This is a genomic window from Streptomyces sp. NPDC004031 (assembly GCF_053604375.1).
The window spans coordinates 123,668-139,203 of the sequence record NZ_JBSGHL010000007.1 but is presented as its reverse complement, the minus strand read 5'-3'; the positions used below and the strand labels follow the sequence as shown (position 1 = coordinate 139,203).

10 protein-coding genes are annotated in these 15,536 nt (G+C 72.8%); 8 read left to right on the top strand and 2 right to left on the bottom strand.

Going from position 1 to position 15,536, the window contains the following annotated elements:
* Positions 1-291 precede the first annotated feature (291 nt).
* A complete protein-coding gene (locus ACWERV_RS06500) occupies positions 292-1,062 on the top strand; it encodes a hypothetical protein (protein ID WP_452929534.1) in 771 nt (256 codons plus the stop codon).
* A 39-nt stretch (positions 1,063-1,101) separates the two neighbouring features.
* Here ACWERV_RS06500 and ACWERV_RS06495 read toward each other — a convergent pair whose 3' ends face one another.
* Complete coding sequence (locus ACWERV_RS06495) at positions 1,102-1,584, bottom strand: MarR family winged helix-turn-helix transcriptional regulator (protein ID WP_398183137.1); 483 nt, start codon at positions 1,582-1,584, stop codon at positions 1,102-1,104.
* A 152-nt stretch (positions 1,585-1,736) separates the two neighbouring features.
* Here ACWERV_RS06495 and ACWERV_RS06490 point away from each other — a divergent pair, with 152 nt between their 5' ends.
* Entirely contained in the window at positions 1,737-2,603 is an 867-nt protein-coding gene (locus tag ACWERV_RS06490; protein WP_452929531.1) for a lysozyme, read from the top strand.
* Between the two features lie 79 nt (positions 2,604-2,682).
* On the opposite strand, the gene lon is transcribed toward ACWERV_RS06490, so the two are convergent.
* Entirely contained in the window at positions 2,683-5,115 is a 2,433-nt protein-coding gene (lon, locus tag ACWERV_RS06485) for an endopeptidase La (RefSeq protein WP_452929528.1), read from the bottom strand.
* Between the two features lie 161 nt (positions 5,116-5,276).
* Here lon and ACWERV_RS06480 point away from each other — a divergent pair, with 161 nt between their 5' ends.
* The 6 genes from ACWERV_RS06480 (at position 5,277) to ACWERV_RS06455 (ending at position 15,525) form a co-directional block, all read left to right on the top strand.
* Positions 5,277-6,101, top strand: a complete 825-nt coding sequence (locus tag ACWERV_RS06480) for a nucleotidyltransferase domain-containing protein (RefSeq protein WP_452929525.1) — start codon at positions 5,277-5,279, stop codon at positions 6,099-6,101.
* Positions 6,102-6,658: 557 nt separating this feature from the next.
* Positions 6,659-8,854, top strand: coding sequence for an RNA polymerase recycling motor ATPase HelR (helR, locus tag ACWERV_RS06475; protein ID WP_452929522.1), 2,196 nt, complete (start codon positions 6,659-6,661; stop codon positions 8,852-8,854).
* Between the two features lie 9 nt (positions 8,855-8,863).
* Positions 8,864-9,541 (top strand): spermidine synthase, encoded by a 678-nt coding sequence (locus ACWERV_RS06470; protein ID WP_452929519.1) that lies wholly within the window; start codon positions 8,864-8,866, stop codon positions 9,539-9,541.
* 68 nt (positions 9,542-9,609) lie between these two features.
* Positions 9,610-10,335, top strand: coding sequence for a response regulator transcription factor (locus ACWERV_RS06465; protein WP_031522433.1), 726 nt, complete (start codon positions 9,610-9,612; stop codon positions 10,333-10,335).
* A 56-nt stretch (positions 10,336-10,391) separates the two neighbouring features.
* Entirely contained in the window at positions 10,392-11,465 is a 1,074-nt protein-coding gene (locus tag ACWERV_RS06460) for a HAMP domain-containing sensor histidine kinase (RefSeq protein ID WP_398183434.1), read from the top strand.
* A 238-nt stretch (positions 11,466-11,703) separates the two neighbouring features.
* The gene (locus tag ACWERV_RS06455) at positions 11,704-15,525 is read left to right on the top strand and encodes a multifunctional oxoglutarate decarboxylase/oxoglutarate dehydrogenase thiamine pyrophosphate-binding subunit/dihydrolipoyllysine-residue succinyltransferase subunit (RefSeq protein ID WP_452929515.1); all 3,822 of its coding nucleotides are present in this window, start codon (positions 11,704-11,706) and stop codon (positions 15,523-15,525) included.
* Positions 15,526-15,536 lie beyond the last annotated feature (11 nt).

The following is a 15,536-nucleotide window of genomic DNA, read 5'->3' as shown; positions in this document are numbered from 1 at the left end:
GCCCACCAGCCCCACCCGTATCCCGGCCGTACTGGCGCGCCGGACCCCGTCTCTGCCAGGATGCCCTCCCCTGCCGGGTCCTGACGGCCCGTCCGCCTCCGCGGCCGCCGCTTCCGCTTCCGGCCCGCCGCCGGACGGTTTGCCTGCCGGGCACGCTCCGGTGCCACCGCGGCCCGCACGGGCCCGGCGCCCGCGGGGCGGCACCCCGCCGCGGTTTGCCTGCCGGGCACACCGGGCCGCCGCCCGCGCCCTGCCGGGGGCGGCGCTCACGCGTCGCGCACACTGGACGACATGCGAATCGAGACGGCGACCGCGCCGGGAACACCCGGGGCGCCCAACGAGGATTTCGTGGCGGCCGCGATGCCCGCCGGGGGCCACGGCGGGGCAATGGTGCTACTGGACGGGGTCACTCCGCCGCCCGACAACGGAAACTGCGTGCACTCCGTCCCCTGGTTCACCGCCCGCCTCGGCGGCCACCTGCTGGAACTGTCCGTTTCGCGACACGATCTGACGCTTGCGGAGTGTCTGTCCGACGCCATCCGCGTGACGGCGGATGCCCACCGGGGCACGTGTGACCTTTCTCACCCTCTGACGCCGCAAGCCACCGTCGTGGCGGTGCGGTGGGACGCCACCGAGCTGGAGCACCTCGTCCTCTCGGACTCGGTCCTGCTCCTGGAGGACACCGACGGCAAGGTGACCGCCGTCCTCGACGACCGCATCGACCGGCTCCGCGCCGCGGGCCGCCGGGTCGCCCCGCTGCGGAACCTGCCGGGGGGCTTCTACACCGCCGCCGCGGATCCGGCCGTCGCCGGGAAGGCGGTGACCGGGCGCACACCGCTCTCCGCGCTGCGGGCGCTGGCCGCGCTCAGCGACGGGGCCGCGCGGGGGGTCGAGGTCTTCGACCTCGACGACTGGGCGGGAACCTTCGCGCTGCTGCGCGACCGCGGCCCCGAAGGCCTCCTCGCCCGCGTGCGCGCCGCCGAGTCCGCGGACGCCGACGGCACCGCCGTCCCGCGCGGCAAGCCGTTCGACGACGCGACGGCGCTGCTGCTCGAGCTCTGAGCCCCCCGCGGAGGTGGTCTCCCCCGGATGGGGGACCGCTCAGAGGATGTCCGCCGTGGACTCGTTCAGGGCGTGCAGGAGGCGGGCGAGGTCCGCGCGGTCGGACGGGGCCCAGGCCGCGAGCTGCCGGAGGTACACCGCGCGGCGGGCGTCGCGGACGCGGGTGAAGCGGGCCCGGCCCTCCGGGGTGAGGCTCATCAGGTAGGCGCGCCCGTCGGCGGGATCGGGCTCGCGGGCGACGAGCCCGAGCGCCTCAAGTGCCCGCAGCTGCCTGCTCATCGTCGCCTTGCCGACCCCGAAGTAGGAGGCGAGGTCGGTGGCCCGTTCGGGTTCCGCTTCGTGCAGCCGGACGAGCAGCCCGTAGGCGGCGGGTTCGAGGTCGGGGTGGACGGCGGCGGCCAGCTCGCCCGAGGCCGCGCGGGCCCGCCGGAAGAGGACGGTCAGCTCGCGTTCGAGGGCCTCCGTCGACGCGTCCGTTCCCGTCGCATCTGCCGCATCTGCCGCATTGCGCGCGTCGGTCACAGCATTCCCGCTTTCCACGCCTGAGAGTTGTCCTCACACCCGGTTGTTTCCGCAGCCCGTCAAGTATTTCGCAGGAGTAGACCGACGACGGTCACAGGACCCCTTCCCCGCGCGTAGCGCCGCACGTACGAGTCCCCCACCTGGAGGCACGCATGTCCCGCGGAGATCTCTCCGTCATGCACGGCAACGGCTCGGTCCGGGCCAGGCTCACGCTGTTCACCGGACTCCTCGCCACCATGTCCGCGCTGGTTCTCGCCGCCCCCGGGACGGCCCACGCGGCGAGTTCCGGCCACATGACCCACCCGGACCTGGACTGGCTCGGCTCGCAGATCAAGATCCACGAGGGCGCCGACGCCGCGGGCGACTCCAAGGTCGTGTCCGCCTCCAAGGTCACCCAGACCCCGGGCATGGACGTCTCCAGCCACCAGGGCGACGTCAACTGGTCGGGCGCCTGGTCCAAGGGCGCGAAGTTCGCGTACGTCAAGGCGACCGAGGGCACCTCGTACACCAACCCGTACTTCGCGCAGCAGTACAACGGCTCGTACAACGTCGGCATGATCCGTGGCTCCTACCACTTCGCGCTGCCCGACGTGTCGAGCGGCGCGGCGCAGGCCGACTACTTCGTGGCGCACGGCGGCGGCTGGTCGGCGGACGGCAAGACGCTGCCCGGCGCGCTGGACATGGAGTACAACCCGTACGGCGCCAGCTGCTACGGGAAGTCCGCGAGCGGCATGGTGAGCTGGATCCAGTCGTTCTCGAACGAATACCACGCCAAGACGGGCCGCTACCCGACGATCTACACGTCCACCAGCTGGTGGACCACCTGCACGGGCAACAGCGGCGCCTTCGCGGCGCACAACGCCCTGTGGATCGCCCGCTACTCCAGCACCATCGGCACGCTCCCGGCCGGGTGGAGCTACCAGACCTTCTGGCAGTGGGCCGACACCGGCACCTTCCCCGGCGACCAGAACAAGTTCAACGGCGCCCTGGACCGTGTGAAGGCCTACGCCAAGGGCTGAGCCCGGCCGCGCACGGCCGTGTGGCCCCTTCCCCGCGCGGGGAAGGGGCCACACGGCCGTCACACGCCGTCACCCGCCGTCAGGCGGCCACGGGCACCGTGCGGACGTCCGCGGCGGCCGGCTCCAGGGCGAGCGCCAGCACCTGCCGGACGTCGCCGACCGGGTGGACGTCCAGGGCCTCCAGGACCTCGGCCGGCACGTCGTCCAGGTCGGGCTCGTTGCGCTTGGGGATCACCACGGTGGTGATCCCGGCGCGGTGCGCGGCGAGCAGCTTCTGCTTGACCCCGCCGATCGGCAGCACCCGGCCGGTCAGCGACACCTCGCCGGTCATGGCCACGTCCGTCCGCACCCGGCGGCCGGACAGCAGCGAGGCCAGCGCGGTCGTCATCGTCACACCGGCGCTCGGGCCGTCCTTGGGCACCGCGCCCGCGGGGACGTGCAGGTGCACCCCGCGGTCCTTCAGGTCGCCGACCGGCAGCTCCAGCTCGGCGCCGTGCGAGCGCAGGAAGGACAGCGCGATCTGCGCCGACTCCTTCATGACGTCGCCCAGCTGGCCGGTGAGCTGCAGCCCGGACCCGCCCGTCTCCGGGTCGGCGAGCGACGCCTCGATGTAGAGCACGTCACCGCCCGCTCCCGTGACGGCCAGGCCCGTCGCGACACCCGGCACCGCGGTGCGCCGCTCCTGCGGATCCTGCGCGGACTCCGGCACGTGGTGCGGGCGCCCGATCAGGCCGCGCAGGTCGTCCGGGCCGACGGTGTACGGCAGCTCCTGCTCGCCCAGCTCGTGCCGCGCGGCGATCTTCCGCAGGATGCGGGCGACCGTACGCTCCAGGTTCCGCACCCCGGCCTCGCGGGTGTACTCGCCGGCGAGCCTGCGCAGGCTCTCCTCCGCAAGCGTCACCTCCTCGGCGTCCAGACCCGCGCGCTCCAGCTGCCGGGGCAGCAGGTGGTCGCGGGCGATGACGACCTTCTCGTCCTCGGTGTAGCCGTCCAGCCGGACCAGCTCCATCCGGTCCAGCAGCGGCTCGGGGATGGCTTCCAGGACGTTCGCGGTGGCCAGGAAGACCACGTCGGACAGGTCCAGCTCGACTTCCAGGTAGTGGTCGCGGAAGGTGTGGTTCTGCGCCGGGTCCAGTACCTCCAGCAGCGCCGCGGCCGGGTCGCCGCGGTAGTCGGAGCCGACCTTGTCGATCTCGTCGAGCAGCACCACCGGGTTCATCGACCCGGCCTCCTTGATCGCCCGCACCACACGGCCGGGCAGCGCGCCCACGTACGTACGGCGGTGGCCGCGGATCTCCGCCTCGTCACGGACACCGCCGAGCGCGACCCGGACGAACTCGCGGCCCATCGCCCGCGCCACGGACTCGCCGAGCGAGGTCTTGCCCACCCCGGGCGGGCCCACCAGGGCCAGCACCGCGCCGCCGCGGCGGCCGCCCACGACGCCCAGGCCCCGGTCGGCCCGGCGCTTGCGCACCGCGAGGTATTCGGTGATGCGCTCCTTGACGTCGTCCAGCCCCGCGTGGTCGGCGTCCAGCACCGCCCGCGCGCCCGCGACGTCGTACGTGTCCTCCGTCGTGACCTTCCACGGCAGTTCCAGGACGGTGTCCAGCCAGGTGCGGATCCAGCTGCCCTCGGGCGAGGCGTCGGAGGACCGCTCCAGCTTCTCGACCTCCTTCAGCGCGGCCTCGCGCACGTTGTCCGGCAGGTCGGCGGCCTCGACACGGGCCCGGTAGTCACCGGCCTCGTCGTCCGGCTCACCATTCAGCTCGGACAGCTCCTTGCGCACCGCCTCCAGCTGCTGGCGCAGCAGGAACTCGCGCTGCTGCTTCTCCATGCCCTCCTGGACGTCCTTGCGGATCGTCTCCGCGACGTCCTGCTCGGCCAGGTGGTCGCGCAGCCACTGCACGGCGAGCTTCAGCCGCGCCACCGGATCCACCGTCTCCAGCAGCTCCACGCGCTGCTCGGCGGTCAGGAAGGGGCTGTAGCCGGAGTTGTCGGCGAGCTGGCCCACGTCCTCGATCTGCTGGACGCGGTCCACCACCTGCCAGGCGCCGCGCTTGCGCAGCCAGCTCGTGGCCAGCGCCTTGTACTCCTTCATCAGCTCGGCCACCGTGCCCGGCGACTCGGCGGGCACCGGCTCCTCGATGACCGTGCCCTCGACCCACAGCGCGGCACCCGGCCCGGTCGTCCCCGCGCCGATCCGCACCCGGGTACGGCCCTTGATGACCGCGCCCGGATCGCCGTCGGACAGGCGGCCGACCTGCTCCACGGTGCCCAGCGTCCCGACGCCCGCGTACGTGCCGTCGATCCGCGGCACCAGCAGGACGCGCGGCTTGCCCGCCGCCCCCGTCCGGTGCGCGGACTGCGCCGCCTCCACGGCGGCACGGACCTCGGAATCGGTGAGGTCGAGCGGCACGACCATGCCGGGCAGCACGACCTCGCCGTCCAGCGGGAGGACCGGCAGCGTCAGCGTCGAACCGGCGGGGTTGGAAGGAACAGACTCAATCGGCATGATCGCTCCTCGGGCAAGCAAGTTGAGTACATGAGGCTCAATGCACGGAGGGTCCCCGGTGTTCCCGGGAACGTGTTCGCTCTCGGCGATCGGCTGCGCTGGGCGGGTGAGGACTCCGTGACCTGCGAAAAGCGCTTGCGCCCCGGCATAGGTTGGAGCGCATGGAACCTCTCGGACACGGTGTGGGCCTCGGGCCCGACGGGACGATCCTGCGCGAGGGTTCGCTCGCGCGGGTCCAGCCGGAGTTCGCGCCGCTGCTCGACGCGGTACGCGAGCGGGTCCCGGCCGCGTACCCGGGCGGGCGGCTGCACAGCGCGTACGTCTACGGCAGCGTTCCCCGGGGCACCGCGCGCGCCGGGATCTCCGACCTCGACCTCGTCGTCGTCCTCCACGACCCGCCGACCGCGGCCGACCGCGCCACCGGCGAAGCGCTCGCCGCGGACCTCGACGCGCGCTTCCCCGTCGTCGACGGCGTCGGACTGCTGCTCTTCGACACCGGGACGCTGCTGAGCGAGCTGGAACGGCACGACCTCGGGTTCTTCGTGGCCTGCCTGTGCACACCGCTGCTCGGGCCGGACCTCGCGGACGCGCTGCCGCGGTACCGGCCGGACGGGCTGCTCGCCCGGGAGACCAACGGCGACCTCGCGCTCGCCCTCCCCGACTGGGCCGAACGGTTCGCCGCCACCACGTCGGACGCGGAGCGCCGCGTGCTGTGCCGGGGCGTGGCCAGGCGGATCGTGCGGACGGGGTTCACGCTCGTGATGCCGCGGTGGGGCGGCTGGACCAGCTCCCTGCGCGAGCAGGCCGCGGCGTTCGCGGGCTACTACCCCGCGCGGGGTGAGCAGATGCGCCGGGCGGCTGAGCTCGCCCTCTCCCCGTCCGGGGCCCCGGCGGACCTCGGCTTCCTCCTCACGGACCTGGCTCCGTGGCTGGCGTCCGAGTACGTCGCCGTCCACGGGGAGAAGACGCCGCGGGCTGCGGCGTGAGGACGCTCCGGGGGTGCCTGTTGCGGTAGGCGTCGCGATCTTCCCTACGTGGGGGCTTGTCGCGCAGTTCTCCCCCAGGCTCCGCCTGGGAGGTGCCCCCACGCGCCCCTGGTGTCACCCGGCGGGGCATCGCGCTTTCTGTCCGGGGGGTGGGTCGGGTGCCGGCACGGAGCACCTCCTCGGAATGCGCCTTCACCCTCTTACCGAGCTGGCGAGGCACTCCCAGCGCATTCCTGCGGGGGCACCCCGCACCGTCCCCCTCCGGCCGGACTGGCGACTGCCTGCCGGGCGGGGGTGGATGCGTGAGGGACTGCGGCTCGCCCCCGACGGCGAATGCGCCCCGCAGGGGGACCGCAACTGTCGCTACTACCTGCACGGGTGGTGGGGGTGGGAAACACCCGCGGGCACCCCCGCGGCGGGAAGCCGACAACGCAGGGGGCAGGCGGGACTCCCGCCGTTAATAAACGTATAGCGGAGTGGGGGGCTTGCCGCAAGGCCCCCACCTTGTCGCAGAATGCTCCGCCGTGGGCGGATTCGGCAAGGCGGACGGGGAGCACGTGACGGCACGTCAGGGTTATGACACGGAGCTGGACGACGAGCGCGGCTACGTAAAGGCGCTCTACGCGCGGCTGGACGCGCGCCGCGCGCGGGCCAAGGCGGCGCACGACATCGCGCTCAAGGAGCACGGCGGGACCGCCGTGGAGCGGGACGTCGCGGTGCGCGAGCTCGCGCGCGAGGTGCGGCGGATGGACGTCGCGGACAGCGGTCTGTGCTTCGGGCGGCTGGACGCCGTGGAGGGCGGGGCCGCGTACATCGGGCGGCTGGGGCTGTTCGACGAGGGGGAGGCTCATGAGCCGGTGCTGCTGGACTGGCGGGCTCCGGCGGCGCGGGCCTTCTACACGGCGACGGCGGCGAGCCCGGAGGGCATGCGCAGGCGGCGGCAGTTCCACGCGCGGGGGCGGGAGCTGACGGGGTTCACCGACGAGGTGCTGGGCGGTGTGGAGGGCGCGAGCGGCGGGGACGCCGCGCTGCTGGCAGCGGTGAACGCGCCGCGGGGGCCGGGGATGCGGGACATCGTCGCGACGATCCAGGCGGAGCAGGACCGGATCATCCGGCTGGATCACCCGGGCGTGCTGGTCATCGAGGGCGGGCCGGGCACCGGCAAGACGGTGGTGGCGCTGCACCGGGTGGCGTATCTGCTCTACACGCAGCGCGAGCGCATGGAGCGGCAGGGCGTGCTGGTGGTGGGGCCGAACCCGGCGTTCCTGGAGCACATCGGGCGGGTGCTGCCGTCGCTGGGCGAGTCGGACGTGGTGTTCATGACGACCGGGGACCTGGTGCCGGGGCTGGCGGTGACCGCGGAGGAGGCGGAGCCGCAGGTCGCGGTGGCGAAGGGTTCGCTGGGGATCCTGGAGGTGCTGGCGGCGGCGGTCGCGGACCGGCAGCGGGTGCCGGACGTGCCGCTGCCGGTGGAGCTGGGCGGGGTGACGGTGCGGCTGGACGCGGCCGTCGCGGAGTGGGCGCGGCAGGAGGCGCGGGACAGCGGGCGGCCGCACAACGAGGCCCGGGAGGTCTTCCGGGACGTCGTGACGTGGGCGCTGTCGGAGCGGGCGGTGGGGAAGGCCGGGCGGGAGTGGCTGGACCGTTCGGACCGGGCGCTGTGGGAGCGGTTGCGGGCGGACATGCTCAAGGAACTGCTGGACGACGACGTGTTCATGGCCGGGCTGGACGCACTGTGGCCGGTGCTGACCCCGGAACAGGTGCTCGCGGAGCTGTACGGGTCGGCGCGGCGGCTGCGGGCGGCGGGCGCGCCGGAGTCGCTGCTGCGGGCCGAGGGGGACGCCTGGACGGTGTCGGACGTGCCGCTGCTGGACGAGCTGGTCGATCTGCTGGGGAAGGACCCGGCGGCGGAGCGGGCCGCGGCGCGGGCGGCGGAGCAGGCCCGGCGGGAGGAGGCGGAGTACGCGGCGGGCGTGCTGGAGATCATGGCCCTGGACCGGCGGGACGACCTGATGGACGACGAGGACCACCTGCTCGCGCAGGACCTGGTGCACGCGGAGGGTCTGGCGACGCGTTTCGAGGAGGTCGACACGCGGGATCTGGCCGAGCGCGCGGCCGCGGACCGGGAGTGGACCTACCGCCATGTGGTGGTCGACGAGGCGCAGGAGCTGTCGGCGATGGAGTGGCGGGTGCTGATGCGGCGCTGCCCGCTGAAGTCGTTCACGGTGGTCGGCGACCTGGCGCAGCGGCGTTCGGCGGCGGGCGCGGTGTCGTGGGAGGCGGCGCTGGAGCCGTACGCGCCGGGGCGGTGGCTCTACCGCTCGCTGACGGTGAACTACCGCACACCGGCCGAGATCATGGCGGTCGCGGGCGCGCTGCTGGGCGAGTTCGCGCCGGGTGTGCGGCCGCCGGAGTCGGTGCGGGCGTGCGGGGTGCGCCCGTGGGCCCGGCAGGTCACGGCGGCGGAGCTGGGCGCGCAGGTCGAGGCGTTCGTGCGGGCGGAGGCGGAGCGGGAGGGCACCAGCGTGGTGATCGGCCCCCCGGGGGTGCCCGGCGCGGTGCCGCCGTCGCAGACCAAGGGCCTGGAGTACGACGCGGTGCTGGTGGTGGCCCCCGAACGCATCCTCGCGGACGGCCCGCGCGGCGCGGCGGAGCTGTACGTGGCCCTGACCCGCGCGACCCAGCGGCTCGGCGTGCTGCACCTGGATCCGCTGCCCCCGTCGCTGGCGGGCCTGGAGCCGGGCACGGCCTAAGGTGGACGGATGCTTGAGGACGAGACGGTGACCGTGCTGGACCGGCGGGAGGGTGTCGCCGGGGAGCTGGCGCTGCGGTACCGGGGCGGCGCGGGGACGTACGAGATCATCGCGAACGGCTGCTTCCTGATGGACACCTCCGACGGGCGCTCCGAGCGGCTGCTGGTGGACGCCGCCCTCGACGCGCTCGCCGGGCGGCCCGCGCCGAGCGTGCTGCTGGGCGGGCTCGGGGTCGGGTTCTCGCTGGCCAGGGCGGCGGAGGCCGACTGGGGGCGGATCGCGGTGGTGGAGCGCGAGGCCGCGGTGGTGGCGTGGCACCGCGAGGGGCCGCTCGCGGTGTACTCCGCGGGCGCGCTCGGCGACCCGCGGGTGACGCTGGTGCTGGAGGACCTGCTGGCCCACCTGCACGGCGGCGGGGAGCCGTACGACGCGCTGTGCCTGGACATCGACAACGGGCCGGACTGGACAGTCACGGAGAACAACGGCAGTCTCTACAGTCCCAGCGGCCTCGACGCATGCCGGAACCGGCTGACACCGGGCGGCGTCCTCGCAGTGTGGTCGGCGCAGCCGTCGGCCGCGTTCGAGGACGCGCTGCGGTCGGCAGGATTCGAACGGGTTCGCACCCTGGAGATTCCGGTGGCCCGCGGGGTGCCGGATGTCGTGCACCTGGCACACCGGGCGGCTTAGGGCGGCGCTGGTGTGATGGTCACGGCGGCGCCCCGCCCCGTACGCTGCCGGATAGCCAGGACGATTTTATGGGGCGGATTGTGGACGGCACGCAGACGACCGGCGCGCAGCGCCGGGTGCTGGTGGTCGAGGACGACCAGACGATAACGCAGGCCATCGCGGCCCGCCTGCAAGCCGAGGGCTTCCAGGTGCGCACCGCGGGCGACGGCCCGGCAGCGGTCGAGGCCGCCCGCTCCTGGCAGCCCGACCTGCTGGTGCTGGACGTGATGCTGCCGGGCTACGACGGCCACGAGGTGTGCCGCCGGGTGCAGGCCGACCGGCCGGTGCCGGTGCTGATGCTCACCGCGCGGGACGAGGAGACCGACATGCTCGTCGGCCTCGGGGTGGGCGCCGACGACTACATGACCAAGCCGTTCTCGATGCGTGAGCTGGCCGCCCGGGTGCATGTGCTGCTGCGCCGGATGGAGCGCGCGGCGACGGCCGCGCACAGCCCGCGCGGCGCCGCGATCCAGCTCGGCGACCTGGAGATCGACCACGCGCAGCGCCGGGTCCGCGTCGCGGGCGCCGACGTGCACCTGACCCCGACCGAGTTCGAGCTGCTGGTGTGCCTGGCCCAGCAGCCCAGGGCGGTGCTGTCGCGCGAGCAGCTGCTGGCCGAGGTGTGGGACTGGGCCGACGCGTCCGGCACCCGTACCGTCGACAGCCACGTCAAGGCGCTGCGCCGGAAGATCGGCGCGGACCGGATCCGTACCGTGCACGGCGTGGGGTACGCGCTGGAGACGCCGTCGGCGTGAGTCGCGGTGAGGGGGTGACGAGCCGCGCGAAGGCGGTGCCCGCCGGACCGGGCGGGGTGCTGCGGCGCTGGTGGCGGCAGGCGTGGGAGGCGCTGCGGCCCTGGGACCCCTTCCGCTCGATCAAGGCCGCGCTCGCCGCGCTGGTGCTGGTGTCGGTGCTGATCACCACCGGCCTGGTGTTCGTGGCGATCCGCTCGGCCACCGGGCTGCGGGTCATCACGATCTTCTCGATCATCGCCTCGCTGCTGATCACCCAGATCGTCGCGGACAACCTGACCGCGCCGCTGCGCGAGATGACCGCGGTCGCGCGGGCCATGGCGGGCGGCGACTACAGCCGCCGGGTCGCCAGGACACGCCGGGACGAGGTCGGCGAGCTGGCCGAGACGTTCAACCGGATGGCCGCCGACCTCGCCGCGGCCGACCGGCACCGCAAGGAGCTGGTGGCGAATGTCTCGCACGAGCTGCGCACGCCCATCGCGGCGCTGCGCGCGGTGCTGGAGAACGTCGTGGACGGCGTGTCGGCCGCCGACCCGGAGACGATGCGGCTGATGCTCCAGCAGACCGAGCGGCTCGGCAAGCTGGTGAGCCAGCTGCTGGACCTGTCGCGGCTGGACAGCGGGGCGGTGCGGCTGGACGCCAAGCGGTTCGAGGTGTGGCCGTACCTGTCGGCGGTGCTGAAGACCGCGAGCCTGGGCATGGGCTCGGGCGGCTCGCGCTCCCGGGCCCGCGCGGACGTGCCGCTGCACCTGGACGTCGCACCGCCGGGCCTGGTCGCGTACGCGGACGGGGAGCGGCTGCACCAGGTGGTGGCCAACCTCGTCGACAACGCGGTCAAGCACAGCCCGCCGGGCGGCCGGGTAACGGTACGGGCACGGGCCGGGGCGGCGCCGGGGTCGCTGGAGCTGGACGTCGTGGACGAGGGTCCGGGCATCCCGGAGGCGGACCGGGGACGGGTCTTCGAGCGCTTCCACCGCGGCTCCCAGCCGGGCGGCGACGGGGGGACGGGACTGGGGCTGGCCATCGCGCGCTGGGCGGTGGACCTGCACGGCGGCCGGATCCAGGTGGCCGAATCACCCCGTGGTTGCCGCATACATGTGACTCTTCCGGGTAGCGGAACGGCGACGCCTTGACGGCCTTGCCCCGGCGGTGCCCGCAGTTCATGTGACGTTCATCCCGGGCACAGCGGCCACTTCCGGTCGGACAACCCTCAAGAGGGACCAATTTCCCGCCATGAAGGGCTCCGAAACCAGATTTTCGGTGTGACGTACACGACGACTGGCCCCCGGGCCTGCGACGCAGGGCCAGGTAGGCGTAGCCTTTATTTCCGCTGTCCACCATCTTGTGAAGCGGAAGAGGGCGGTTGCCGCCGTGTCGCCACAGTCCCCCAATAGCTCTAGTGTCACGACCGACCACGAAGCGCAGGGCGAGGGCCCCGCAGGGGGTTTCGGCCCCAATGAGTGGCTGGTCGATGAGATCTACCAGCAGTACCTCCAGGACCCGAACTCGGTAGACCGAGCCTGGTGGGACTTCTTCGCCGACTACAAGCCGGACGGCTCCGCCGCTCCGGCGGCCCCCGCCGGCCAGGGCGGCGCCTCGGGCGCCGCGGCCCGTGCGAACGCCGCTCCGGCGCCCGCCGCCGTCCCCGCGGCGCCGCCGGCCCCGGCCGCCGCCGCGCCCGTACAGCCCCCGGCTCCGGCTCCGGCCCCCGCGCAGCCCGCGGCCCCCGCCGCGCCGGCTCCGGCCGCCCCGGCGCCCGCCGCTCCTGCCGCGAAGCCCGCGCCCGCCGCGAAGGCCGCCGCCGCGGCCCCGGCAGACGCCGCCACCGCGACCGAGTTCCAGACGCTGCGCGGCCCCGCGGCCGCCGTGGCGAAGAACATGAGCGCGTCGCTGGAGCTGCCCACCGCCACCTCGGTGCGGGCCATCCCGGTGAAGCTGCTGTTCGACAACCGCATCGTCATCAACAACCACCTCAAGCGCGCCCGCGGCGGGAAGATCTCCTTCACGCACGTCATCGGCTACGCCATGGTGCAGGCGCTCAAGGCGATGCCGTCGATGAACCACTCCTACGCGGAGAAGGACGGCAAGCCGACCCTGGTCAAGCCCGAGCACGTCAACCTGGGCCTGGCCATCGACCTGGTCAAGGCGAACGGCGACCGCCAGCTCGTCGTCGCGGCCATCAAGAAGGCCGAGACGCTGAACTTCTTCGAGTTCTGGCAGGCCTACGAGGACATCGTGCGCCGCGCCCGCACGGGCAAGCTCACGATGGACGACTTCCAGGGCGTCACGGCCTCGCTGACCAACCCCGGCGGCCTCGGCACCGTGCACTCCGTGCCGCGTCTGATGCCCGGCCAGTCGATGATCCTCGGCGTCGGCTCGATGGACTACCCGGCGGAGTTCCAGGGCACCTCGCAGGACACCCTGAACAAGCTCGGCATCTCCAAGGTCATGACGCTGACCAGCACGTACGACCACCGGGTGATCCAGGGCGCCGCCTCCGGCGAGTTCCTGCGGATCATCAGCCAGCTGCTGCTGGGCGAGAACGACTTCTTCGACGACATCTTCGCGTCGCTGCGCATCCCGTACGAGCCGGTCCGCTGGCGCACGGACATCGACACCGCGCACGACGACGACGTCACCAAGGCCGCGCGGGTCTTCGAGCTGATCCACTCCTACCGGGTCCGCGGCCACGTCATGGCCGACACCGACCCGCTGGAGTACCGCCAGCGCAAGCACCCCGACCTGGACATCCTGGAGCACGGCCTCACGCTGTGGGACCTGGAGCGGGAGTTCGCCGTCGGCGGTTTCGCCGGCAAGTCGCTCATGAAGCTGCGCGACATCCTGGGCGTACTGCGCGACTCGTACTGCCGCACGGTCGGCATCGAGTTCATGCACATCCAGGACCCCAAGCAGCGCAAGTGGATCCAGGACCGCATCGAGGGTCCGCACGCCAAGCCCGAGCGCGAGGAGCAGCTGCGCATCCTGCGCCGGCTGAACGCCGCGGAGGCCTTCGAGACGTTCCTGCAGACGAAGTACGTCGGCCAGAAGCGCTTCTCGCTGGAGGGCGGCGAGTCGGTCATCCCGCTGCTGGACGCCGTCATCGACGCGGCCGCCGAGTCGCGGCTGGACGAGGCCGTCATCGGCATGGCGCACCGCGGCCGGCTCAACGTGCTGGCGAACATCGTCGGAAAGTCGTACGCGCAGATCTTCCGCGAGTTCGAGGGCAACCTCGACCCGAAGTCGATGCACGGCTCCGGCGACGTCAAGTACCACCTGGGCGCCAACGGCACCTTCACCGGCCTGGACGGCGAGCAGATCAAGGTCTCGCTCGCCGCGAACCCCTCCCACCTGGAGGCGGTCGACCCGGTCCTGGAGGGCATCGCCCGCGCCAAGCAGGACATCATCAACAAGGCCGGCACCGACTTCACCGTGCTGCCCATCGCGCTGCACGGCGACGCGGCCTTCGCCGGCCAGGGCGTCGTGGCCGAGACGCTCAACATGTCGCAGCTGCGCGGCTACCGCACCGGCGGCACCGTGCACGTGGTCATCAACAACCAGGTCGGCTTCACCGCCGCCCCGGAGTCGGCCCGCTCGTCGATGTACGCCACCGACGTGGCCCGCATGATCGAGGCGCCGATCTTCCACGTCAACGGCGACGACCCGGAGGCCGTGGTCCGCGTGGCGCGGCTGGCCTTCGAGTACCGCCAGGCGTTCAACAAGGACGTCGTGATCGACCTGATCTGCTACCGGCGGCGCGGTCACAACGAGTCCGACAACCCGGCCTTCACCCAGCCGCTGATGTACGACCTGATCGACAAGAAGCGCTCGGTGCGCAAGCTCTACACCGAGTCGCTCATCGGCCGCGGCGACATCACCCTGGAGGAGGCCGAGCAGGCGCTGCAGGACTACCAGGGCCAGCTGGAGAAGGTCTTCACCGAGGTCCGCGAGGCCACCGCCGCGCCGTCCGAGCAGGAGCAGTCCGGCAACCAGTCGCAGTTCCCGGTGTCGGTGCCGACCGCGGTCTCCTCCGAGGTCGTCAAGCGCATCGCGGCCTCGCAGGTCAACATCCCCGAGCACGTCACCGTCCACCCGCGGCTGCTGCCGCAGCTCCAGCGCCGCGCGGCCATGGTCGAGGACGGCACGATCGACTGGGGCATGGGCGAGACGCTGGCGATCGGCTCGCTGCTGCTGGAGGGCACCCCGGTCCGGCTCGCCGGCCAGGACTCGCGCCGCGGCACCTTCGGCCAGCGGCACGCGGTCATCATCGACCGGGAGACCGGCGAGGACTACACCCCGCTGCTCTACCTGTCCGAGGACCAGGCCCGCTACAACGTCTACGACTCGCTGCTCAGCGAGTACGCGGCGATGGGCTTCGAGTACGGCTACTCGCTGGCCCGCCCGGACGCGCTGGTGATGTGGGAGGCGCAGTTCGGCGACTTCGTCAACGGCGCGGCCACCATCGTCGACGAGTTCATCTCCTCGGCGGAGCAGAAGTGGGGCCAGACCTCCGGGGTGGTGCTGCTGCTGCCGCACGGCTACGAGGGCCAGGGCCCGGACCACTCGTCCGCCCGTATCGAGCGCTTCCTCCAGCTGTGCGCCCAGAACAACATGACGGTGGCCGTCCCGACGACCCCGGCGCAGTACTTCCACCTGCTGCGCTGGCAGGTGCACAACCCGCACCACAAGCCGCTGATCGTCTTCACCCCGAAGTCGATGCTCCGGCTGAAGGCGGCCGCGTCCAAGGCCGAGGACTTCACCAACAGCTCGTTCCAGCCGGTCATCGGTGACCACTCGGTCGACCCCGAGGCCGTCCGCAAGGTCGTCTTCTGCTCGGGCAAGGTCTACTACGACCTCGTCGCGGAGCGGGAGAAGCGCGGGGCGAACGACGTGGCCTTCATCCGCATCGAGCGGCTGTACCCGCTGCCCGGCGTGGAGATCCAGGCGGCCATCGCGCCGTACACGAAGGCGCAGAAGTTCGTGTGGGCGCAGGACGAGCCGGCGAACCAGGGCGCGTGGCCCTTCATCGCCCTCAACCTGATCGACCACCTGGACCTGCTGCTCGGCGCGGCCCCCGACAACGCGGACCGGCTCCGCCGCGTCTCCCGCCCGGCGTCCTCCTCCCCCGCGGTCGGCTCCGCCAAGCGCCACCAGGCGCAGCAGGAGGAGCTGGTCAACGAGGTCTTCGAGATCTGACGCCGCGGCGC